Annotated in this window: 26 protein-coding genes and 2 pseudogenes; 17 read left to right on the top strand and 11 right to left on the bottom strand. The window is 51.2% G+C overall.

What is annotated here, in order from left to right; all coding sequences use genetic code 11:
• Window positions 1-5: 5 nt before the first annotated feature.
• The 6 genes and pseudogenes from ACOMDU_RS00455 to ACOMDU_RS00430 form a co-directional block, all read right to left on the bottom strand.
• A pseudogene (locus ACOMDU_RS00455) lies at window positions 6-548 on the bottom strand (recombinase family protein); the annotation flags it as partial.
• A complete protein-coding gene (locus ACOMDU_RS00450; RefSeq protein WP_421128545.1) occupies window positions 545-1294 on the bottom strand; it encodes a recombinase family protein in 750 nt (249 codons plus the stop codon). The gene ACOMDU_RS00450 and the pseudogene ACOMDU_RS00455, both read right to left, overlap by 4 nt.
• Window positions 1294-2883 carry a recombinase family protein gene (locus ACOMDU_RS00445; RefSeq protein WP_421128544.1) on the bottom strand — a complete coding sequence of 530 codons (1590 nt, stop codon included), beginning with the start codon at window positions 2881-2883 and terminating at the stop codon, window positions 1294-1296. Before ACOMDU_RS00445 ends, ACOMDU_RS00450 begins: the two co-directional genes overlap by 1 nt.
• 72 nt (window positions 2884-2955) lie before the next feature.
• On the bottom strand, window positions 2956-3099 hold the full coding sequence (locus ACOMDU_RS00440) for a hypothetical protein (RefSeq protein ID WP_187015248.1): 144 nt from the start codon (window positions 3097-3099) through the stop codon (window positions 2956-2958).
• Window positions 3100-3200: 101 nt separating this feature from the next.
• Window positions 3201-3608, bottom strand: coding sequence for a hypothetical protein (locus tag ACOMDU_RS00435; protein ID WP_187015249.1), 408 nt, complete (start codon window positions 3606-3608; stop codon window positions 3201-3203).
• Window positions 3605-5122, bottom strand: a complete 1518-nt coding sequence (locus tag ACOMDU_RS00430; RefSeq protein ID WP_421128543.1) for a Y-family DNA polymerase — start codon at window positions 5120-5122, stop codon at window positions 3605-3607. Before ACOMDU_RS00430 ends, ACOMDU_RS00435 begins: the two co-directional genes overlap by 4 nt.
• Window positions 5123-5284: 162 nt before the next feature.
• Between ACOMDU_RS00430 and ACOMDU_RS00425 the strand changes: the two genes are divergently transcribed.
• A complete protein-coding gene (locus tag ACOMDU_RS00425; protein ID WP_187015251.1) occupies window positions 5285-5545 on the top strand; it encodes a hypothetical protein in 261 nt (86 codons plus the stop codon).
• On the opposite strand, the gene ACOMDU_RS00420 is transcribed toward ACOMDU_RS00425, so the two are convergent.
• From ACOMDU_RS00420 to ACOMDU_RS00405, 4 genes are all read right to left on the bottom strand, one after another.
• The gene (locus ACOMDU_RS00420; RefSeq protein ID WP_421128542.1) at window positions 5531-6046 is read right to left on the bottom strand and encodes a recombinase family protein; all 516 of its coding nucleotides are present in this window, start codon (window positions 6044-6046) and stop codon (window positions 5531-5533) included. The two genes, ACOMDU_RS00425 and ACOMDU_RS00420, sit on opposite strands and share 15 nt — an antisense overlap.
• An 18-nt stretch (window positions 6047-6064) precedes the next feature.
• The gene (locus tag ACOMDU_RS00415) at window positions 6065-6265 is read right to left on the bottom strand and encodes a hypothetical protein (protein WP_421128541.1); all 201 of its coding nucleotides are present in this window, start codon (window positions 6263-6265) and stop codon (window positions 6065-6067) included.
• 569 nt (window positions 6266-6834) lie between these two features.
• Entirely contained in the window at window positions 6835-7134 is a 300-nt protein-coding gene (locus ACOMDU_RS00410) for a helix-turn-helix domain-containing protein (RefSeq protein ID WP_187015254.1), read from the bottom strand.
• A 477-nt stretch (window positions 7135-7611) separates the two neighbouring features.
• Window positions 7612-8025, bottom strand: a complete 414-nt coding sequence (locus ACOMDU_RS00405) for a nucleotidyl transferase AbiEii/AbiGii toxin family protein (protein ID WP_421128933.1) — start codon at window positions 8023-8025, stop codon at window positions 7612-7614.
• Window positions 8026-8088: 63 nt separating this feature from the next.
• On the opposite strand from ACOMDU_RS00405, the pseudogene ACOMDU_RS13785 reads away from it, so the two are divergent.
• Window positions 8089-8295, top strand: a pseudogene (locus ACOMDU_RS13785) (IS110 family RNA-guided transposase); the annotation flags it as partial.
• Between the two features lie 102 nt (window positions 8296-8397).
• Here the strand turns inward: ACOMDU_RS13785 and ACOMDU_RS00400 are convergent.
• Window positions 8398-8754, bottom strand: coding sequence for a helix-turn-helix domain-containing protein (locus tag ACOMDU_RS00400; protein WP_187015255.1), 357 nt, complete (start codon window positions 8752-8754; stop codon window positions 8398-8400).
• 288 nt (window positions 8755-9042) lie between these two features.
• Between ACOMDU_RS00400 and ACOMDU_RS00395 the strand changes: the two genes are divergently transcribed.
• The 15 genes from ACOMDU_RS00395 (at window position 9043) to ACOMDU_RS00325 (ending at window position 19059) form a co-directional block, all read left to right on the top strand.
• The gene (locus tag ACOMDU_RS00395) at window positions 9043-9777 is read left to right on the top strand and encodes a DUF6577 family protein (protein ID WP_421128540.1); all 735 of its coding nucleotides are present in this window, start codon (window positions 9043-9045) and stop codon (window positions 9775-9777) included.
• Window positions 9778-9781: 4 nt separating this feature from the next.
• Window positions 9782-10822 carry a nucleotidyl transferase AbiEii/AbiGii toxin family protein gene (locus ACOMDU_RS00390; RefSeq protein WP_421128539.1) on the top strand — a complete coding sequence of 347 codons (1041 nt, stop codon included), beginning with the start codon at window positions 9782-9784 and terminating at the stop codon, window positions 10820-10822.
• 212 nt (window positions 10823-11034) lie between these two features.
• On the top strand, window positions 11035-11550 hold the full coding sequence (locus tag ACOMDU_RS00385) for an XRE family transcriptional regulator (RefSeq protein WP_421128538.1): 516 nt from the start codon (window positions 11035-11037) through the stop codon (window positions 11548-11550).
• Window positions 11551-11859: 309 nt separating this feature from the next.
• Window positions 11860-12174 carry a DUF2500 domain-containing protein gene (locus ACOMDU_RS00380; protein WP_187015259.1) on the top strand — a complete coding sequence of 105 codons (315 nt, stop codon included), beginning with the start codon at window positions 11860-11862 and terminating at the stop codon, window positions 12172-12174.
• Window positions 12175-12189: 15 nt separating this feature from the next.
• Entirely contained in the window at window positions 12190-12420 is a 231-nt protein-coding gene (locus ACOMDU_RS00375; RefSeq protein WP_421128537.1) for a hypothetical protein, read from the top strand.
• Between the two features lie 26 nt (window positions 12421-12446).
• On the top strand, window positions 12447-13124 hold the full coding sequence (locus ACOMDU_RS00370) for a TIGR00266 family protein (RefSeq protein WP_421128536.1): 678 nt from the start codon (window positions 12447-12449) through the stop codon (window positions 13122-13124).
• Window positions 13125-13334: 210 nt separating this feature from the next.
• Entirely contained in the window at window positions 13335-13574 is a 240-nt protein-coding gene (locus ACOMDU_RS00365; protein ID WP_187015262.1) for a hypothetical protein, read from the top strand.
• A gap of 17 nt (window positions 13575-13591) precedes the next feature.
• On the top strand, window positions 13592-14419 hold the full coding sequence (locus tag ACOMDU_RS00360; protein ID WP_187015263.1) for an EcsC family protein: 828 nt from the start codon (window positions 13592-13594) through the stop codon (window positions 14417-14419).
• Between the two features lie 116 nt (window positions 14420-14535).
• Window positions 14536-15267: a hypothetical protein gene (locus ACOMDU_RS00355; protein ID WP_421128535.1), complete on the top strand. Its 732-nt coding sequence runs from the start codon at window positions 14536-14538 to the stop codon at window positions 15265-15267.
• 9 nt (window positions 15268-15276) lie between these two features.
• On the top strand, window positions 15277-16179 hold the full coding sequence (locus tag ACOMDU_RS00350; protein ID WP_187015265.1) for a radical SAM protein: 903 nt from the start codon (window positions 15277-15279) through the stop codon (window positions 16177-16179).
• Window positions 16180-16186: 7 nt separating this feature from the next.
• Window positions 16187-17443, top strand: a complete 1257-nt coding sequence (locus tag ACOMDU_RS00345) for a coproporphyrinogen-III oxidase family protein (RefSeq protein ID WP_295703492.1) — start codon at window positions 16187-16189, stop codon at window positions 17441-17443.
• An 11-nt stretch (window positions 17444-17454) separates the two neighbouring features.
• The gene (locus tag ACOMDU_RS00340; RefSeq protein WP_187015267.1) at window positions 17455-17676 is read left to right on the top strand and encodes a hypothetical protein; all 222 of its coding nucleotides are present in this window, start codon (window positions 17455-17457) and stop codon (window positions 17674-17676) included.
• Window positions 17663-17863, top strand: coding sequence for a hypothetical protein (locus tag ACOMDU_RS00335; RefSeq protein ID WP_187015268.1), 201 nt, complete (start codon window positions 17663-17665; stop codon window positions 17861-17863). Before ACOMDU_RS00340 ends, ACOMDU_RS00335 begins: the two co-directional genes overlap by 14 nt.
• Before the next feature lie 13 nt (window positions 17864-17876).
• A complete protein-coding gene (locus tag ACOMDU_RS00330; RefSeq protein WP_421128534.1) occupies window positions 17877-18740 on the top strand; it encodes a metallophosphoesterase in 864 nt (287 codons plus the stop codon).
• Between the two features lie 16 nt (window positions 18741-18756).
• On the top strand, window positions 18757-19059 hold the full coding sequence (locus ACOMDU_RS00325; protein ID WP_187015270.1) for a hypothetical protein: 303 nt from the start codon (window positions 18757-18759) through the stop codon (window positions 19057-19059).
• Window positions 19060-19082 lie beyond the last annotated feature (23 nt).

The raw sequence follows: 19082 nt of genomic DNA, 5'->3' as shown, positions 1-19082 counted from the left end.
TGGATGTTTGCCTTTCCCGTCCGCATCGCCTGATGCTTGCCCCACTTGACGCGGGAGGATATCCCTTCGCTTTCGGACTGTGCGAAGGCGCCGTGGATGGTGATGAGGAATTCGCTCTCCGGGTAGATGGAGTTGATATTCTGCTCCTCGAAGATGACCGGGATGCCCATGCTGCGCAGCTCGCGGGTATAGCTCAGAGTGTCCACGGTGTTGCGGGCGAAGCGGGATACCGATTTGGCAAGAATCATGTCGATCTTGCCCTTCCTGCACTGCCGGATCATGCGAAGAAAATTCTTGCGCTTGCAGGCGGAGGTACCGGTGATACCCTCATCCGCGAAGATATCCGCCATCGTCCAGTTGGGATTTGCCATGATCTTTTCCGTGTAGTATGCTTTCTGGTTTTCATAGCTGCCAAGCTGTTCATCTTTTTTGGTGGACACACGGCAGTATGCAGCTACCCGGAGATTTTTCTTCTTTTCCTGATCCTGCGGCGATTCCTCCTTTGCAGGGATGATAATGACCTTCGGTTCAGGGCGGGTCTGCGTCATGCATCATCACACTCCTCTAAGACTTGATTATTTTTCAGCAGGACTTTGACCGTCTTACTGCCATAAGTGATTTTCCGGACATTCTGCCGCAGAAGGTTCGCATCCAGTTCCCGCATCTTTGCCTGCTTCCCGAAGATGCTGCGGAGCCGGCGGGCTTCGTATTCCTCCATCTCCACGCTCACAAGGGTCAGTACCGCCAACTCCATTGCCTTTTGGCGTGCGATTTCTTCATCCACAGGAGGTGTCTGCAGCAACTTGTCCAGTTCCAGCCGGCGTTGCCTGATGTCTTCCGTGGTGGGAACACCGGATGATTCTATCTTAATGAGCTGCGGATCATCGACCACCTGATTCAGTATCTTGAGGACTCTTCGTGCTACGCTGTCGGGTACGATGCCGCCGCACAGCTTGCGCAACTCCTTTTGCGCAGGTGTCTGCTTATACTCAGGGCGCATCTCTTTTCTGCGTTCCTGGGCAGCGTGGAATTGCTCCGTCGGGATGAGCGCAGGAAAATACTTCTCACCAATGTATCGGTCATCCTCTAAAATCCGTGCTACCATATTTTTGTTCCAAGGCTTGTCCACATCGTAGGGAACATCCTCCGCCTGAAGCTGCTCGGTAAGCTGCTTGAAGGAAGCTCCGGCAAGGTATTGCAGGTAGATGCTCCGTATCGTTTCTGCCTCCTGCGGCTGCGGCACGATCTCGCCAAACCCCATCTTGTAGCCAAATGGCTGTTTTCGATTTCCCATTATCTTTGCGTCCTTTCTATTTTTTCTGTGACCTCCAACCCGTTGAGAAGCCGGAAGCACAGTTTTTCATTGTCCACGACCACGATTTTCTCGACCAGGTCGCTGAATAGCTGCTCATCGAAGTCATCCAGCCAGTCCGGTCCGCTTTCGAGAACATCCAGTAGGTCTTGTGTTTGCTGGATGGTATGATCCTCCTCAGACCGCAGGATGCGTTCCTTTTGGAGCTTTAGTTCCCGGCGGCGCTCCGCAAGCAGATTGCCGCGGGATATAAAAATGTCAGGATCGACGCTGCCCTGCTGCTTGAGCTGGGTCAAAAGTCGTTCCTGACTGGCAATATCTGATATTTGTTTGTTAATCTCCACGATGTTTTCGCTCCAGAGAAGGCTGCCGGTTTTGGCAGCGTGGAAGTCAGAGATGAGTTGTGTAAGTACTCCTATACCGTAGTATTTGAGTTTGTAGTACAGTCGAAGGAACGCCTGCAATACCTGTTCCTCCGGAAGCGGCAGCATACTGCACTTATGTACATCTTTCTCGTGTGCCATGCATGTCCAGTAGTTCTTCCCTCGTACTTTTTTAAGCCGAAATGTGGAACCGCATTCCGCACACTTTATCTTTTTGCTGAACGGTGTTGACACGCTATCACCAGCAAATGCTATTCTTTTTCTTTTTAGCAGTTCCTGAACCCTTTCGAACTTTTCGCGCTCTATAATAGCCGGATGAGATTGCTTTACAAAGACCTGCCGATACTTACCGAGATTTCGTTTTCTAAATCTCGGCAGTTCTTGCGCCGTATATGTTTTTTGCAGTAAGCAGTCCCCTGCGTATTTTTCATTATGGAGAATATACAGGATAGAACTCTCCTGCCAATACGAAGTCTTATCTCTCGTAGGGATATCCATTTTACTGACTCTCTTTGCTATATCCGAGATGCTCTCTCCTTGCAAGGACATATCAAAAATTTCTTTGACAACTTCTGCTTCTTCCGTGTTGATTTCCAATCGTCCATCTGCCAGCATGTAACCAAACGGTGCTTTATTGGTGGAAAATCTGCCCTTGTCGATTCGAGTCCGGTAACTCCACCGCATTCGCTCGGAGATAGCTTCACTTTCCCGTTGAGCCAATGCTGCGAACATGGCGATAAGAACTTCTCCGGATACCTGCGCGGTGTCGATGTCCTGTTCCTCGAAGTAGACGCTGACGCCCAGCGCAGCCAATTCTCGCACCGCTTCCAGACTCTCTTTGGTATTGCGAGCAAAACGTGAGGAGGACTTCACAAGGATGCGGTCAATACGCCCTTTCCGGCAGTCCTCCATCATCCGCAGAAAGTCATCCCGCTTGTCTATGGATGTGCCGGTGATGCCCTGATCTGCGTAAATGTCTGCCAGTTCCCAATCGGGGTTGCCTGTGATGAGCTTGGAGTAGTAGGCGTTCTGTGCGGCAAAGGAGTGCTTCTGATCCTCGGAGTTGGAGCTGACGCGGGCGTATGCCGCCACGCGGAGCTTTCTGGTGTTTTCTTGACTTGCTGCAGGAATCGTAATGACCCGCGGGGCCATGGCCAGAGAACCGTTGGTTTTCTCCTTGCCGCTCATTTGCTGTCACCTCCTGTCAGCAACACACAATACCATGAAGCATCCGCAATAGCTATACCTAAAAGTGAAAAATCAAAGAGAAATAATGATGTCCGCGCCAAGCTGTACCATCAGTCGCGCGGCGATCTTTTTTGCTTCACTGCCGCTGACCAGTCCCTGCTCCCGCAGGCTGCGAAGCATGGTAACGATGCCGAGATAATCTGCGTTTGGATTCATTCTGTCTCCTCCTTCTGTAATTTGATTTCAGTTATAATGAAAACTCCCAAGCCTGCTCTATAATGAACGGGTTTGGGAGTTTTCGTTATGATATTTCTTTTTTATGGGATGATCTCAATGCTGAAAACATCCGCAATGGGAATGAGCTGCCGGTCTGTCATCTGGATCATACCGCTGACTGCATCGATCCGCTTGACCGATCTGGTGACAGTTTGGTAGCTGCCGCCGTTCTTCCGTTCATCCTGCACAAAGTAGGTGATGGACGCAGTGGGCCCGCCGGGAAGCAGCTCCTGGAGGCGCTGCAATTCCGCGTCCACTCGCGCCATTTCATATTCGTCCATTTCTACACGCTGATCCGTCAGCCGCCCGGTTTCCGCAATGGCGGCGCTGTGACCAGTCAAAGCGGCAAAGGGAGAGAACTGCGCCGCACGGTCATGGAGGGACATTCGCGGATGTTTTGGCGAATCCGGATGGGGCAAATGGATAATGTCTTCATATTTTCCGCTCAAGCCTTATGCCCTCCAATCTGCTTATTCCGTTCTTTGGCGGTGGCACCATCCAGATAGCTTCCGCCATTCAAAATGGCGTTTTTGCCGAACTTCTTTTTAATGTCGAGCATGGCTTCCTGAATTTTACGCTCCCGCTCCAACTGAGCCGTTTCCTCCCGCAGCCGTTGCTCCTGTACCTCGATATTATCGAACAGGTTGAACTGTACCGGGGCTTCCGACTCCTGCTGTACCGTATCTTCGCCCACCAGCCGATTGGCGGTGATAGTAAGTCTCCGAATAGACAGCTTCGGATTGACCTTTGTATCATAAACGCCAAGAACGGCGTCCGTGATGCTCCGGGCCGAAGATGTTTTTCTCGGCAGATTTGCTGTTCCGTGGGTGTGCTTGGGGATCTTCCTGCCATAGCGGTCTGTCACGGTCTCGCCGTGGTAGCTGCCGCCTGCGGTGTTTTCAATGTCGTATCCCACTGTCAGGGTCAGCTGATCCGTTACCAGTTTCTTTTCCAACAGATCCAGCGCGACGGCCTCCGCCATCTCCCGTACAACCAACCGTGCTTTCTCAAAGGAATACGGGCATTGGAGAACCTGTCCAGAGCAGACGCTGTTCGTTTCCGGCCGGTATGCCTTGATATCCTGCATACGGCACGGCTCCCAGCCCCATGCGTGGTCGATGAGGAGCTCAGCGTTGATGCCGAACATCCGATAGAGCAGTTCTTCATTATAGTATTCGTTCGGCTTGCCGATGGAGCATCTTGCAACATCGCCCATGGTGTAGATGCCGATGGCTTCCAGCTTCTTTGCATAACCGCGCCCAACACGCCAGAAATCTGTCAGCGGGCGGTGCGCCCAAAGCTGCTCACGGTAGCTCATCTCGTCAAGCTCCGCAATGCGGACGCCATCTTTGTCCGGCTGCACATGCTTCGCCATAATGTCCATAGCGACCTTGCAGAGATAGAGATTTCTGCCGATGCCCGCCGTGGCCGTGATGCCCGTGGTGCGCAGCACATCGAGGATCATGGTCTTCGCCAGCTCGCGGGCGGTCATATGATACGTCTCGAGGTAGCTGGTCACATCCATCATCACCTCGTCGATGGAGTAGACGTGGATGTCCTCGGGCGCGATGTATTTGAGATAGACATTGTAGATCTGCGTGCTGATCTGAATGTATTTCGCCATCTGCGGCGGCGCGACAAGATAGCCAACCGCGCGTGACGGGTCAACTGCCAGCTCATGGGCATCGCAGCTCTTTTCAAAAAGATTGCCGCCTGCTTTGCGCCGACGTTCGGCGTTGACCTCCTTGACGCGCTCGACCACTTCAAAGAGCCGTGCTCTGCCGGAAATACCGTATGCCTTCAGAGAAGGCGATACCGCGAGACAAATGGTTTTCTCCGTGCGGCTAAGATCTGCTACGACCAGATTGGTCGTCATCGGGTCAAGACCGCGCTCCATGCACTCGACGGACGCATAATACGATTTTAAGTCAATGGCAATATATGTCCGTCCGCTCTGCTGCATAGCGCGCCTCCTCGTCCTTAGTGTCTATCAGTATAGCACGCCGTCGTAAATCGAACAACTGTTTGCAACAAACTTTTGAGAGAAAACTTGTGGAAACAGCCCATTTTCAAAACAAGAGCACCGTGTTACAATGATGCCTGTTTGCGGAATGGGAGGGAAAGCATGTTCTATACAACGGAAGAAGCTGCCATCGTCTGCGGCTTTCTGAACTTATATCTGGATCGGGCCAGCGTGGATGCCAACCTGCGGAAGCGCAACACGGCATTCCAGCGCAGCGCTGCATTGGAAACGCTGAAGCCAGAGGACTATCGATGGGCGGAGAATGTTCTCTGCTTTCTGAAGCCCTGTTGGTGGCAGTTACATGAAGACCATAGAGCCTTAGAGAACGTGCTTTTGAAAACGCACCTCTTAGCTCAGAGATAAAAAAACGAAGGCCGCTCCTGTCTTGGTTGGAAGCATACTACTAGCGGTGAGCATCTCACCGGTGGTCTCCGCCGTGTCGATCTTCTGTTCCTCGAACAGGACGATGACGCCGAGCCCCGCCAGTTCCCGCACTGCTTTCAGGCGCTCTCTTGTGTTGCGACCGAAGCGGGAGATGGACTTTACAAGGATGCGGTCGATGCGTCCCTTTCTGCAGTCCTCCATCATCCGCAAGAAGTCCTCCCGCTTGTCGATGGAAGTGCCGGTGACGCCCTTGTCAGCGTAGATATCTGCCAATTCCCAATTTGGATTTCCTGCGATGAGCTTGGAGAAGTAGGCATTCTGCGCCGCGAAGGAATGCGTCTGATCGTCGGAATTAGAGCTGACGCGGGCGTAGGCCGCCACGCGGAGCTTTCGTCCAATTTCCGGAACATTTGCCGGGATCGTAATAACTCTCGGCGCTGCCAGCGCCAGCGAGCCTTTCGCTTTTTCCTTGCCGCTCATTCCACTGTCACCCCCCGTTCAGCAACACACAATATCATTGAAGTCCAAAAATATCCATACCCAAAAGAGAAAAATCAGAGAAAAACCGCGATGTCCGCGCCCATATCCACGCGCAGCCGCACGGCGATCTTTTTTTGCCTCTGAATCGTTGATCAGCTCCAATGCCAGCAAGCGGCGCAGAAGGGCCAGCAGACCCAGATAGTCTATATTGGTATTCATAATGCTTTCCTCATATTTATGAAAGCGGAAGCCGCCGCACATGGTTTTGGCAGCATGCTGCTTTGCCCTTCATGCTGGCGGCTCCCGCTGCTTTTGAAATAATCCTTTGTTCAGTCCTATTCGACACTACTCCCCGGACCGTGGGCGGCTGAACGAACCGGCGCTTGGCAGCGCCCAACAGGACTCTCACCTCCCGAGGATCTCTCGAGCTGCCCCCATTGCTTGCATCTGTGGCTGGACAGGCTGTTTGTTCAGGGCTGACGGGATCATCGCAAGACAGATCGCCGCATCTGCTTTTGGCTGGATGAGTTTCGCTCTGCACCTTAAAGGCCGTTCGTTGACATCGGACGATTGTCCGATGCAGGTGGTCTTCGCGCACCCGCCGCATCGCTGTTCCCCCTCGTCAGGGGGCCGTCAGCCGACGTTATTCGTCGCCGGATATGACTGCCGGGGGCAGTGTTTTTCAAGGTACGAAAAGCCGTCGTCTTTGGCTTGAGTAAATTGTAACTCTGCCAAAAGGATTTTTGTATGGCGGGGTAGTCCGGGTTTTGGGGCAAAAACCCGGACTGTCAGAACGGGTTTTCATAAATTGCCGCCATTTGGTCGTGGAGTTCCTGCATCCGTCCAATCAGATCCTTCATCTGAAGCGAGGTGTGTATCGTCCCTTTCAGCAGATAATCGAGAGAGACATCCAACGCTTCGGAGATATCCAGCAGCAGATCGATGGACACACCGCGTTTGCCATGTTCGATTTTACTGAGATGATCTATGCTGATATTGAGCGATCCCGCCAATGCCTCTTGCGTCATCCTCCGTTGTTTCCGCAGATTCCTCAGCCGACACCCGAATTTGACCTGATTAAAGTACATTTTTCACCCTCCGTTTCTGAAAGATTTGGTAAAACCATTTTTCAAAAACGGAGGAGCTCGGCAGAAATAAAAAAATGCGCACAGCCGGCATGGCTGTGCGCATACGCGGGCAAGGCCCGCTATGGGCGCTATAATAGTCAGGTTTGCGGAAAGCATACCGAGTCCGCGAAAGCAGGACGCTTCCGGGCTTCGGCAATAGGTGTAATTCGAGATATGCCCGCAGTCAATGCCAACGAGATCGTTTACCGAAACGCTCTCATTTTAGCGATACTCCTTGCTGCCAACTCCTTTTATCATACCAGCGCCCCTATTGCACGAATAAAAGTACCGCTTTTTTTGCCGCTCTCACCTATATAGTATCCGAAAAACGTTCTTTTTTCAACACTAACAAGTGTCCCAGGGTGAACAAAGGTAACTGACAAACGGAGCATGAAACTACCCGGATCTCTGTAAGGAACCCGCATGAAATGCACACGGTTACTCGCGGCTGTATTTCTCCCACAGCTTGCGGAGCGTATCGCTTTCGCGGATCTCTTTCATAATTTCCGGGTAGTCTGTCAGGATCATGCCGCTACCGCGTTTCTGCGTCGTCCGTTCCAGCGCCCGGCGCAGCGTCGCTTTGTCGTACTCCGCGCCGCGCAGTGCGTACAGGATATGTACGTCGTAATAATCTTTCGGACGGGTATTCGCAATGTTGCGGGACAGCACAGTTTCCAGCTTTTTCGCCAAAACCGTTTCAAGGTTATAGGCAAGAATACTGATCGTGCGGTTATCGAACAGCAGGGAGAATGTGTATTCCACCTCGCGGGGCGTTATCATGTCGCCCGTGGTGGCATCCACCGTCAGAGGTACGCTGATCGGCGGATAGTTCGCTTTCAGCGCGACCCGGATGCCGGGGTAATCGTCGGTTTCCCGAATGTCAGAGATACCGACAACCTCAAACTGTACGTCGTCGGCAATCTGTTTCGTATGGGCTTAGTTCCCAGCAGTTTCATTCCAAGTAAGGATATCCGTATTCTCCGCGAGTTCACCCGCTATCGAAGTAAGCTCGTGTCCATGCGTTCCAGTGAAAAGAATCGTTTCCAGAACGCTTTCACTGTGTGCAATCTGACGTTGGATGCCGTAGTCTCCGATATGTTTGGGAAGTCCGCTACGAAGATGAAAAGCTGCAGATGTATGGTAAGATCATGAGCAAGTGGTAAGTGTAATGAAATCCCTGCGCTGGTATTCTCCGGCGCAGGGATCTCTCTTAACGGTCATGCTTTATTGTTCCAAAGGGTAGTCATCACCGTTGGCATCCTTCCAGGCCCGGATGTAATGGGCTGAATCGCAGATCATCTGGATATTGTCCGGAGAAAAGCGCATCAGCTGACGAAATATCTTATCCATCTCCACGCCGGTTTCTGTGCGATCAGCATAGAACAGGATTTTCGGTGAGATTTCAAGCAGATGGATCAGACTGCTCAGTGTGTCAAATGATATGTCTGATTTGCCTGCTTCTATTTTCTTGAGCGTGCGGATATCAATATCCAGCTCATCAGCCAGATACTGCTGATCCCATTGCTTCTCTTCCCGGGCCTGCTTGACCAACAAGCCTGCAAATTCCGATATGCTATACATGCTGCACCTCCTCTTAAAACCATTATAACAGAATCCTCCAAGCATTTTGCTTCAGGTATGGTGAAATGAGATTTCACCTTTCGATGCAACCATTTTCGGCTCTGCGAATAAAATGCTTTTGAAGGGCAATACTATTCTCATGTTTCGACGGTACTATTTCGTCAGTAAACACCCTCTATTGCCGAAATGGTATTGACGAAACGGAGAAAAGCAGTATAATGTAATTGTACCAAAACGGCAATAGTGAGTATCTGTTGCCAAAATAGGACGGTTTGCGAGGTGATTATCATGTTCAATCAGGTTCATCTGACGGCATTGGCCGGCATGAAGAGTTTTAGCTTTGGGGATTTCTTTATGACCAATCAGGACAATGGCTGCCCGCTTGGAGAAGAGGCTATGCGCAAGAGACTGCGTGGCCTGGTGAAAAGCGGAGAGGTCGTTCGAGTCGGCCGGAATGCGTATTGTGTCTCCGGAAATAAGATGAGCAATTATCGGCATGAATACTCAGAGGAGGCCTGCGCTGCTGCACGGGCTATTCGGGAAGCGTTTCCTGCGGTGGAGTTCACCATTTTTGAACTGGTGCAACTCAACGAATTTGTCAATCATCAGTTGGCACACAATGTTCTGTTCCTCTCCGTGGAGGATGATATTATTGATTTTGTTTTCGACCTGCTCAAGGAGCAGGTCCCTGGCAAGGTGCTTCTCGACCCGACTCCCGAACTGTATCACCAGTATTGGTATGATGGCATGATCGTATTAAACAAACTGGTCACTGAGGCTCCCAGAGGAAACGAGGAAGCATGGCATACCCGCCTTGAAAAGATGCTGGTGGATTTGGTTTCTGACCCTCTGCTGCAGGAAGTGATCAGTAAGAGCGAATATCCGGCCATCTTTGAGGGGGCTTTTTCCGGCTATGTAATCGACGAGAGCTGCCTGTTCCGCTATGCCAAGCGCCGTGCTGCTGAAAAACGGCTGAGGGCGCTGATTCGAGAAAAGACAAATATTACGTTAAGAACGGAGTAACGATATGATACAGCCAATCAGCTTTTCAGAAGAGCATATCCGGGAACTTCAGAAAACCAGCAAACGTGACCCCGTACTGTTGGAGCGTGCGGTCTACGCCTTTGGACTGCTGGAGGCTCTGGCCCGCGTGGGAATGCCCTTTATTTTCAAGGGCGGTACCTGCCTGATGCTCCTGATGAACCGTCCGCGCCGGTTGTCCACTGACATTGATATCATTGTGGAGCCCGGAACGGATCTGGATGCCTTTATCGAAGAGGCATCCAAGATATTCCCTTTCCAGAGTGCGGAAGAACAAAAACGCATCGGCAAAAATAATATCGAAAAGCGCCATTTCAAGTTTACCTATGATTCCCCGGTAAACCATAAGCCGTTGTATATCCTCTTGGACGTCCTGTTCGAGGAAAACCATTATGCTGAGCTTATCAGCAAGGAAATCCGAAACGAGCTGCTGCAAACGCAGCCGGAATATCTGGCAGTACAGATTCCCAGCGCAGATTGTATCCTGGCGGATAAACTCACCGCATTTGCACCCCACACCACCGGTATTCTCCTCAATGACGGCAAGGATATGGAGGTCATGAAACAGTTTTACGATGTGACCTCTCTGCTTGATATCTTTGAGGACACTGCGAAAGTGCACCATACATACACGGAAATTGCCAAGGCAGAACTTGCATACCGCGGCAGCGATGCCAGTGTGGAAGACTGCCTTCGGGATACATTTGACGCAGCACTTTGCCTCGCGTCCCGAGGAAAATCCGATGCAGAGGAATACCCTCTGTATGTAAAGGGCATCCGTGATCTGCGCGGCCATATCTACGCAGAAAACTACAGCCCGGAGATCGCCGCCACCAGAGCAACTAAGGTAATGTATATGGCGGCGTGCCTGCTGACAGGCAATGACTATGAGCGAATTGAGGATGCTGCGGCATTTGCCGGTGAAAAGTTGACGGTGGACAAGCTCATGCCGCTGGCCTACCTGAGAAAAGTCAGCGCAGAAGCATATGCTTACGCCATTAAAACGGATCGTCTGATCGCAGAATAAAGGGTCAACTTCCCGCACGGCAGGTTACACGGCTGCTGTGCGGGATTTTTGCGTTTCAAGAGAACTGCCCAATAAGCGCACACAAAAAGGAGATAAGAATTGCCAAAAACGGCATTACAATGATATAATTTACTTCGCGTGGTGGCAGTTGCGTTTTTTGTCGCTAACTCGTATAATGATGATACGCATGATGAAAGGCGAGGAAGTTGAACATGGCCAGAGTATCCACAAAAGAAAACAAGAACATCTACCAGCTGACCAGAGAGAGCCTGAAGCTCACCCGAGAGTCGGCCAGCGAACTACTGGAGACCATCTCCCCGGAGCGTATCGAGAAGATCGAGAACGAACGATCCCTGCCCTATCCGGACGAGGTACTGGCCATGGCGGAGAAATACCGGCAGCCCAACCTTTGCAACTACTACTGCGCCAACCAGTGTCCCATCGGGCAGCAGTATGTGCCGGAGATCCAGATCAAGGACCTGTCCCAGATTGTGCTGGAGATGCTGGCTTCCCTGAACTCCATGCACAGGCAAAAGGAGCGGCTTATCGAGATCACGGCGGACGGGCGTATCTCCGGTGATGAACTGGCGGATTTCATCTACATACAGGAGGAGCTGGAGCGCATCTCCATCACCGTGGAGACGCTGCAGCTGTGGTCAGAAAAGATGCTGGCCACCGGAGTCATTGATATAGAGCAGTATAACGCTCTGAAAGGCAAGCAGGTCTGATCAGCCTTTATTTTTCTCCAGACGAAGAATTATACCCTCTTATTTTGCTGACACAGCCATTTATTTCCGGGCAGCACAAAGGTACAATAGAGCCATAAGCAGGAGGCAGATTTCCACATCTAAGCAAAGGAAGTGGTACCTTTGATTGCGAGAGAACGAATCCTGATCATTCGGCTTCTGGATAAGATCAGGAAAAACCCAGCTTACGCCGAAGCCCTCGGAATCAAGGCTGTTGAGCCAAAACTTCACATAGACATAGGGTCCTCACGATGAAGTGGGGCCCCTTTTACAGAACATTGGAGGATCAGAATGCAGATATTCGTTATCATTTGGTTTGTCGTGTTTTTCTATATCATTGCCAAGGGTATCGGCCAGTTCATCGAGAACGAGAACTCTCCCGTTCTGACGGGATCTGCCACTATCGTGGATAAGCGAAGAAAAACACATCATCACCACAGCAACGGACACCATCATCATAGTCACTCCTATCACATTACATTCGAGACCCAAGATGGTGAGCAGATCGAGCTTCGTGTCAAGCGGTACGAGTATCAAGAGCTGGAAATCGGTGACCGGGGTATGCTGACTCACCAGGGCACCCGATATAAGGGCTTTGAGCGCTGATTGAAAGGAAAAGAAATGTTTGAGTTGCTATCCGTTATTGTTTTTGTCTGGCTGCTGATCAAAGCTATCAGTCTGGCGCTGAAGCTCACCTGGGGCATGGCGAAAATCATTGCAGGTATTCTCATCGTGCTTACCCTGCCCATGCTGATTGTCTTTCTGCTGTTTGTGGGCGGCGCCATCCTGATCATTCCCGTAGCCATGATCGGTATAGCAGCAGGAATTATGAAGTCCTGCATCAGGATATAAACACAGAATTATAGGAGGTACTGAATATGCGTTATGAGATCAAAGGTGGTTCGTTCCCCATCGTGGTCTGTCAGCTGGAGAGCGGCGAGCAGATGATCACCGAAAAGGGCTCCATGGTCTGGATGACCCCCAATATGCAGATGGATACCCGGGGCGGTGGTCTGGGCAAGATGTTCGCCAAGGCGTTTTCCGGAGAGAGCATGTTCCAGAACATCTATGCGGCCAGGGGCCAGGGTATGATCACCTTCGGCTCCAGCTTCCCCGGCCAGATCAAGGCCGTGGAGATCGGTCCGGGCCGGGAGATGATCCTGCAGAAGAGCGCCTTCCTTGCCGCTGAGGCCGGGGTGGAGCTGTCCATCCACTTCAAGAAGAAAATCGGTGTGGGGCTTTTCGGCGGCGAGGGCTTCATCATGCAGAAGCTGTCCGGCCGGGGTATGGCCTTCGTGGAGATCGATGGCGAATTGGTGGAGTATGAGCTTGGCCCCGGTGAACAGCTGGTGGTGGACACCGGCAATGTGGCGGGTTTTACCGCAGGCGTTCAGATGGACATTCAGGCGGTACCCGGCGTGAAGAACGCATTGCTGGGCGGCGAGGGGTTGTTTAACACGATCCTCACCGGGCCGGGCAAGGTGTGGCTCCAGACCATGCCCATCTGCAGTGTGGCCATGTCCATCCGGCCCTATATCCCCACAGGAAACGGATGATGCACAATGGGCAAAGAGAGAAAACGGAAAGCCGGTCAGCATCTGGATCGACAAGGATAACCTTGTTATTTCGTTCGAAAAAGTCGAGGGCTTTGAGGAACGCATCTTCCCAGACCATGGCAAGATGATGGAGACTGTATTCCATATGGGCTCCTCCGGCTATCGATTCCAATAATGCTTGATCCTGACCGCAAAAGAAAGGAGTGCGCTATGAAATACGCCGCTGATTTTAGATATATTGCCCGGGAAGCGCTGCGGGGCAAATGGCTGATCGCCGTGGTGGTGGGCCTTGTGGCCTCTCTACTGGGCGGTGCGGGAGCAGATGGCCCGGAGCTCAAGCTGGACATCGCGGATCCGGCCGATGAGATCATTGCGCTGGCCGTGGTGCTGACCATCGACGCCGTGACAGAGTCAAAGGGCGGTGTGAGTGTTTCTGTTTCCAGTAATTAAGCCTATAAGGAGCATCTATGTCGATTTTCATAAAGAAAGACAAGAAGCGTGCTGCGCTGGAAAAGGAGTACGCCTCTGTACTGAAAAAGGAAACGCAGCTGAAGCAGAGCGCCATGAAAACGACAGCACCCCGCTGGAAAACGGATCTGGAGAAGAAGGTGCCAGAGAAGGTTTACCGCAGTTTAGAGACAGCTTTCAGCAAGGCGTTTTCCGTGGTATTTACTCAAGGCGTCGGGGTCATTGAAAAAACCTACAACCGTCAGAATCTTGAAGAGACCCATTCCGTTCAGGATTATGCCGTCCAGGTCAAGGGTGGCCGAAAGGAACTGAAACAGGTCAAGCGAAATGCCGGTCGGTCTGGTCTGACAAACACCGCCCTGACAACTGTGGAAGGAATCGGCCTTGGGGCACTGGGCATTGGCCTGCCGGATATCGTGGTGTTTGTCGGTATGTTGCTTAAAGGTGTTTATGAAACCGCCCTGAGCTATGGCTTTGCCTATGATACTCCAGAGGAGCGGCTTTTTATCCTTCGCATGATGGAAACAGCTCTTACCAAAGGCCCTGATTTTGCTGTGAAGAATGCACGGGTGGATGGCATGATCGAGGAGATGCCGCAAACTGGCGAGGATGAGCTGCAGGCCCAGATCCAGAAGACAGGAAGTGCTTTTGCGGTAGACATGCTGCTCCTGAAATTCGTGCAAGGGTTTCCGCTTGTGGGTATCCTTGGCGGCGCGGCCAATCCCGTCTATTACAACAAGGTCATGCGCTATGTGCAGCTCAAGTATCAAAAACGGTACCTGTTGGCAGTGGCCCAGCGTAACGGGTATTCTTTAAGATTTCTTTGAAAAATCTATCGTTTACACAATCGACATGAACTGATTGGAAATCCATAGTACGATTAAGCTGCAACAGCAGCGGCAGCAATCGGTTGCCGCTGCTTTGTGGTTAAGGGGGTATCAACATGGGTGTTTTCAGAATAAAAGCCGACAACTTTGAGTGGATCGGTGGCGCAGCTGATGACCCGCAGGATCTTTGCCTGCATGGTCATGTTACGGTACAGTTTGGCGATACCGTTCTTGAAGATACGGGTACTGTCAGCGCTACTGCTCTGTATCTGCTGAAAACGCTCACCAACGACAAGCTGATGGCAGAGTATGATATTCAAATGATCCCCTGCTGTGGGCATACTCTTATTGCCAATGATGACCTGACTGAAGTTGCTATCAGCGGATGCGATACAGGAACGGATTGGACCACCATCCATGAAGGCAATGCCGTCCGGTTTATCCTCCCCTCCGGGCAGGAAGAAGTCGTGACCCTTCGGGAATATCAGTACGAGGTTCTGGATTTTGCAAAAAGCGTAAAGCGGTTCTACGATGCCTGTACCCCGAAAGAAATCCCGGAGAATGAGTTTGACCGGAACGGATACACCGCTTTCTGGAAAGAGTGGCAGCGGCGCTATAACGATGGGCTGATGCTCCTCTCTCTGGAAACAGGCCGTGAGATGGAACTGTCCCACGATGGTCTGCATTATTTCGTGAGCCACAAGGATGGCGATTGGTCGCTGTACTGTGAAGAAAGTAAGGAAATGCAGCTTTTCCCCGGATGGTACGCATTATACGAGAATGCACGATTTGGAGACAAGCTGCTCCGTGATGAGATTGCCAGTGTCTGTTTCGATGCTTTTTTGTGAGGTACACTTATGAAGCTTTCGTCCTTTCTGCATTTTGCAGGTTTCGGTATCAAAACTGTTTTGTTCCGCAAGAAGGAGCCTATCCTGGGAACGGTCATTGTAACAGACAAATGCAACTTGAAGTGTAAGCATTGTTCCGTCAATAACATCACCGCCGTTGTGCATCCCTATGAGCAGATCCGCAGAGAAATGCAGCAACTCTACGACATGGGAATCCGCATCCTGTTCTTCTGCGGCGGTGAGACCTTCCTCTGGAGGGACGGAGAACGCACCCTGCGGGATCTGGTGGTAGAAGCAAAGGAGATGGGCTTTCTCATCGTCAATGTGGTGACCAACGGTACCTTCCCGATTGATCTGCCGGAAGCGGACTTGATTCTGCTCAGTCTGGACGGCGACCGGGAGCGTCATAATGCAGTCCGTGGCGATACCTACGACACCATCATGGAGAATATTAAACATGCCACCTCCGATAACATCTGCTTCTACATGGCCATCAACCAGATCAACAAGGATGCTGTGGAGCATGTTTGCCTTACGGCCAGAGATACCAAAAATGTCCGGGCAGTATCCTTTAATTTCCACACGCCCTATCCGGACACCAGAGAGTTGGCTCTCTCCAGAGAGGAAAAAACCCATTGCTGCGATGTCATCACAAGGATGATGAAGGCCGGTGCGCCGGTGTTCAATCTGCGGAGCGCTTTCCCTTACCTGATCAACAACAGCTTCCCGACGCCTTGCCACCAATGCGTGGTCATCGAAAACGGAAAAGTATCCACCTGTGGACGCTGTATCGATGTACCTAATCTCTGCGACGAATGCGGCTATTTCTTCGTTGCTGAGTACACCCTTTTGTTTAAGGGTAACCCTAAAATCATACTTGAGATGCTGACAACCTACCTGAGATACATATAGGAGCCATATGAGTATCATTACATCGCTGACCAGAATGTGGCTGACACGTTCGACAAAGCCTTTCATCTTCAAAAATGAATACGACAATGTTCTGTCTTACCAGGACTGCGACAATCTGGGCCTGTATGTGCATATCCCTTTTTGCAGGAGCATCTGCAACTTCTGTCCGTACTGCAAGGTCAGATATTCCAAGGATCTGTGCGACCGATACATAGATGCTCTGCTGCGGGAGATCCACGCTGTGGGCGGTCAGCAGAGCGGTAAAAAGGAAACGAACAGCCTGTATTTTGGCGGCGGCACACCGGCCCTTGCGGCAGACCGGCTGGGAGAGATCATCGGTGCCATCAAGGAACACTTTGTTATTACCGAAGGCATTGGCGTGGAGCTGCATCCCGATAATGTCACGCCGGATGTCCTGCGGACACTGAAAACTGCAGGAGTCACCAAAATCAGCATTGGTATCCAGTCCTTCCAGACGAAGTTCCAGAGTGTTCTTGGCAGAACAAGCGTTGATATTTCTGCCATGAAGCAGGCTCTGTCCGAGGTCCCCTTTGAGACGGTTTCCATGGATTTTATCTTTGCACTGCCGAATCAGACTTTTGAGGATCTGAAGGCCGACGTTGATGCCGCATTCCAGAGCGGCGCGAACCATGTGGCGATCTATCCCTTCATTGATTTTACCTTTACCCCCAGTACCGTGACCACGATGCCCAAAAAGGAAAAGCGGGAGCTGCTGGATGCCATCACCCGATACTGTATGGATCAGGGATACACCCGCAGCTCCATCTGGACTTTTTCCAGCGAGGCCGACGCCAGATACTCCTCCATGACCCGCGATAACTTCCTCGGCTTCGGCTGCTCGGCAACCACTCTGTTGAAAGATCAGTTCAAAATCAACACCTTTTCCGTGGAGGAATACTGTAACCGAATTGCAGAAGAGAAGCTGCCTACCTCTCTGACCCTCCGCTTCACGCTGCGCCAGAGAATGATCTACTACCTGTTCTGGACGGCATACAGCACCAAGGTCGCTGCCGGTGGTTTTGAGAAGTTCTTTGGTGTGCCGCTGAAGAAGATGTACGGTGCGGAACTGAAGCTGGCAAAGCTAATGGGCTTTGTGACTGAGGAGAATGGCGTATACAGTATGACGCTGAAGGGCGCATTCTACTATCACTACTACGAAAACTTTTACACCCTTTCCTACATTGACAAGATGTGGGGAGTCATGAGAAAAGAAGCATTCCCCCAGGAACTGACATTGGGATAAGGAGCGACGATATGAAGAACAGGAAGATTTGTCCCAAGTGCAACAGCACAGACATCATCAAAGTTCCGGGCAAGGCCGGAGCATACGGTGTCGGCAATAACATTCAGACCGGATGGAGCAATTTCTCCGCTGTGCTTGTCCACCGGTATGTTTGCTGCGCCTGCGGCTACTCTGAGGAATGGATCGACAAAGAAGATATTCCCAGATTGAAGGAGAAATATGAAAACGCGTAACAAAGTAAAACTTATCACAACAATTATCTGTATGGTGCTCAGCCTGATTGCCCTATATGCATTTTGTTTTGTCGTTGAAGTGGCTCCGGTTTGGCGTGTCATTCTAATCATCATCGCTTTGGGTTGGGTTGCCTCCGGTGTCTACAACCTAAATGAGTATCGGAAAAGTGAGCGCCGGAACACATAATGCGGAGATTTCTATGACTGGCAAGAAGAAACGAACAATTATACTTGCTATTGCTGCTGTCCTTCTGGCACTCGTCGTTTGGACAGTATGGGGCAATACAGCGTTGGAACTGAATACTTACACGGTTGGCAGTAAAGAGCTGCCGGATGCATTTGACGGCTACCGTATCGCCCATGTTTCAGATCTGCACAATGCTGAGATGGGCGATGGCAACGAAAAGCTTCTTGCTGTGCTCCGGGAGGCCGATCCAGACATCATCGCCATCACCGGGGATCTGATTGACTCCCGTAATACCAACATTGAGGTTGCACTGGCATTTGCGGAGAAAGCTATGAAAATCGCTCCCTGCTATTATGTCACCGGCAATCACGAAGCACGAGTTTCTGAGTGTGCCGAGCTGAAAGCGGGTCTGGAAGCTGCCGGGGTCGTGGTGCTGGAAAATGAACGGGGGGAGATCGAGCTATCCGGCGAGACCATCACCATCCTGGGCGTGGACGATCCCAGCTTTAATACTGATTATCTGTTCGGAGATTCCGCATCAGTAGTCAGTAACACTCTGGCGGAAATTTCAACTGAGGACGATGGGTTTGCTGTTCTGCTCTCCCACCGACCGGAGTTGTTCGATACCTATGTGGCTTGTGGCGTGGATCTGGCTCTTAGCGGCCATGCTGCCCATGGAGGGCAATTCCGACTGCCTTTTGTCGGCGGCCTGGTGGCCCCCAATCAGGGCTTGTTCCCGAAGTATGATTCTGGTTTATACACCGAGGGTAACACGAATATGATCGTCAGCCGAGGCATCGGAAACAGTATTCTGCCGTTCCGTTTCAACAACCGCCCGGAAGTTATTCTGATCGAATTGAAAGCAACCCCGAATTAAGGTTGGAGATGTTGGTATGAAAGAAATAATTATCAGTGCCGATGGAGACAGCGTCGTATATTCTGTGCCCGATGATGTGGCTAACCATCTAAGGAAATATTGTATCGAGTTTTGCGACAAGTGGATGAAAACAAGTCCTCACGCAAAGCGTTATAGAATTAAGGGAGTCTACTGCTATAACGAAGCGGATTTCATTGACTACCTGAATGAGTTTGCTTTCCCAGAGCAGAAGTCTGTATTGGTGAAAAACCTTGGTTGGACCGGTCTTGGGAAAGAACTCCCACCCGAATATCGAAACCATCCTTATTTTAACTTTTGAAGCAGTACCTCAAGGAGGCCACC

This window comes from Vescimonas sanitatis (assembly GCF_049060325.1).
GTDB lineage: Bacteria > Bacillota > Clostridia > Oscillospirales > Oscillospiraceae > Vescimonas > Vescimonas sanitatis.
This window is presented reverse-complemented; position numbering and strand designations above follow the sequence as displayed.

Coding starts and splice junctions, on each gene's coding strand:
- ACOMDU_RS00450 (WP_421128545.1), bottom strand. CDS start 1,294: ATGGGAAATCGAAAACAGCCATTTGGCTACAAGATGGGGTTTGGCGAG.
- ACOMDU_RS00445 (WP_421128544.1), bottom strand. CDS start 2,883: ATGAGCGGCAAGGAGAAAACCAACGGTTCTCTGGCCATGGCCCCGCGG.
- ACOMDU_RS00440 (WP_187015248.1), bottom strand. CDS start 3,099: ATGAATCCAAACGCAGATTATCTCGGCATCGTTACCATGCTTCGCAGC.
- ACOMDU_RS00430 (WP_421128543.1), bottom strand. CDS start 5,122: ATGCAGCAGAGCGGACGGACATATATTGCCATTGACTTAAAATCGTAT.
- ACOMDU_RS00425 (WP_187015251.1), top strand. CDS start 5,285: ATGTTCTATACAACGGAAGAAGCTGCCATCGTCTGCGGCTTTCTGAAC.
- ACOMDU_RS00420 (WP_421128542.1), bottom strand. CDS start 6,046: ATGAGCGGCAAGGAAAAAGCGAAAGGCTCGCTGGCGCTGGCAGCGCCG.
- ACOMDU_RS00415 (WP_421128541.1), bottom strand. CDS start 6,265: ATGAATACCAATATAGACTATCTGGGTCTGCTGGCCCTTCTGCGCCGC.
- ACOMDU_RS00410 (WP_187015254.1), bottom strand. CDS start 7,134: ATGTACTTTAATCAGGTCAAATTCGGGTGTCGGCTGAGGAATCTGCGG.
- ACOMDU_RS00400 (WP_187015255.1), bottom strand. CDS start 8,754: ATGTATAGCATATCGGAATTTGCAGGCTTGTTGGTCAAGCAGGCCCGG.
- ACOMDU_RS00395 (WP_421128540.1), top strand. CDS start 9,043: ATGTTCAATCAGGTTCATCTGACGGCATTGGCCGGCATGAAGAGTTTT.
- ACOMDU_RS00390 (WP_421128539.1), top strand. CDS start 9,782: ATGATACAGCCAATCAGCTTTTCAGAAGAGCATATCCGGGAACTTCAG.
- ACOMDU_RS00385 (WP_421128538.1), top strand. CDS start 11,035: ATGGCCAGAGTATCCACAAAAGAAAACAAGAACATCTACCAGCTGACC.
- ACOMDU_RS00380 (WP_187015259.1), top strand. CDS start 11,860: ATGCAGATATTCGTTATCATTTGGTTTGTCGTGTTTTTCTATATCATT.
- ACOMDU_RS00375 (WP_421128537.1), top strand. CDS start 12,190: ATGTTTGAGTTGCTATCCGTTATTGTTTTTGTCTGGCTGCTGATCAAA.
- ACOMDU_RS00370 (WP_421128536.1), top strand. CDS start 12,447: ATGCGTTATGAGATCAAAGGTGGTTCGTTCCCCATCGTGGTCTGTCAG.
- ACOMDU_RS00365 (WP_187015262.1), top strand. CDS start 13,335: ATGAAATACGCCGCTGATTTTAGATATATTGCCCGGGAAGCGCTGCGG.
- ACOMDU_RS00360 (WP_187015263.1), top strand. CDS start 13,592: ATGTCGATTTTCATAAAGAAAGACAAGAAGCGTGCTGCGCTGGAAAAG.
- ACOMDU_RS00355 (WP_421128535.1), top strand. CDS start 14,536: ATGGGTGTTTTCAGAATAAAAGCCGACAACTTTGAGTGGATCGGTGGC.
- ACOMDU_RS00350 (WP_187015265.1), top strand. CDS start 15,277: ATGAAGCTTTCGTCCTTTCTGCATTTTGCAGGTTTCGGTATCAAAACT.
- ACOMDU_RS00345 (WP_295703492.1), top strand. CDS start 16,187: ATGAGTATCATTACATCGCTGACCAGAATGTGGCTGACACGTTCGACA.
- ACOMDU_RS00340 (WP_187015267.1), top strand. CDS start 17,455: ATGAAGAACAGGAAGATTTGTCCCAAGTGCAACAGCACAGACATCATC.
- ACOMDU_RS00335 (WP_187015268.1), top strand. CDS start 17,663: ATGAAAACGCGTAACAAAGTAAAACTTATCACAACAATTATCTGTATG.
- ACOMDU_RS00330 (WP_421128534.1), top strand. CDS start 17,877: ATGACTGGCAAGAAGAAACGAACAATTATACTTGCTATTGCTGCTGTC.
- ACOMDU_RS00325 (WP_187015270.1), top strand. CDS start 18,757: ATGAAAGAAATAATTATCAGTGCCGATGGAGACAGCGTCGTATATTCT.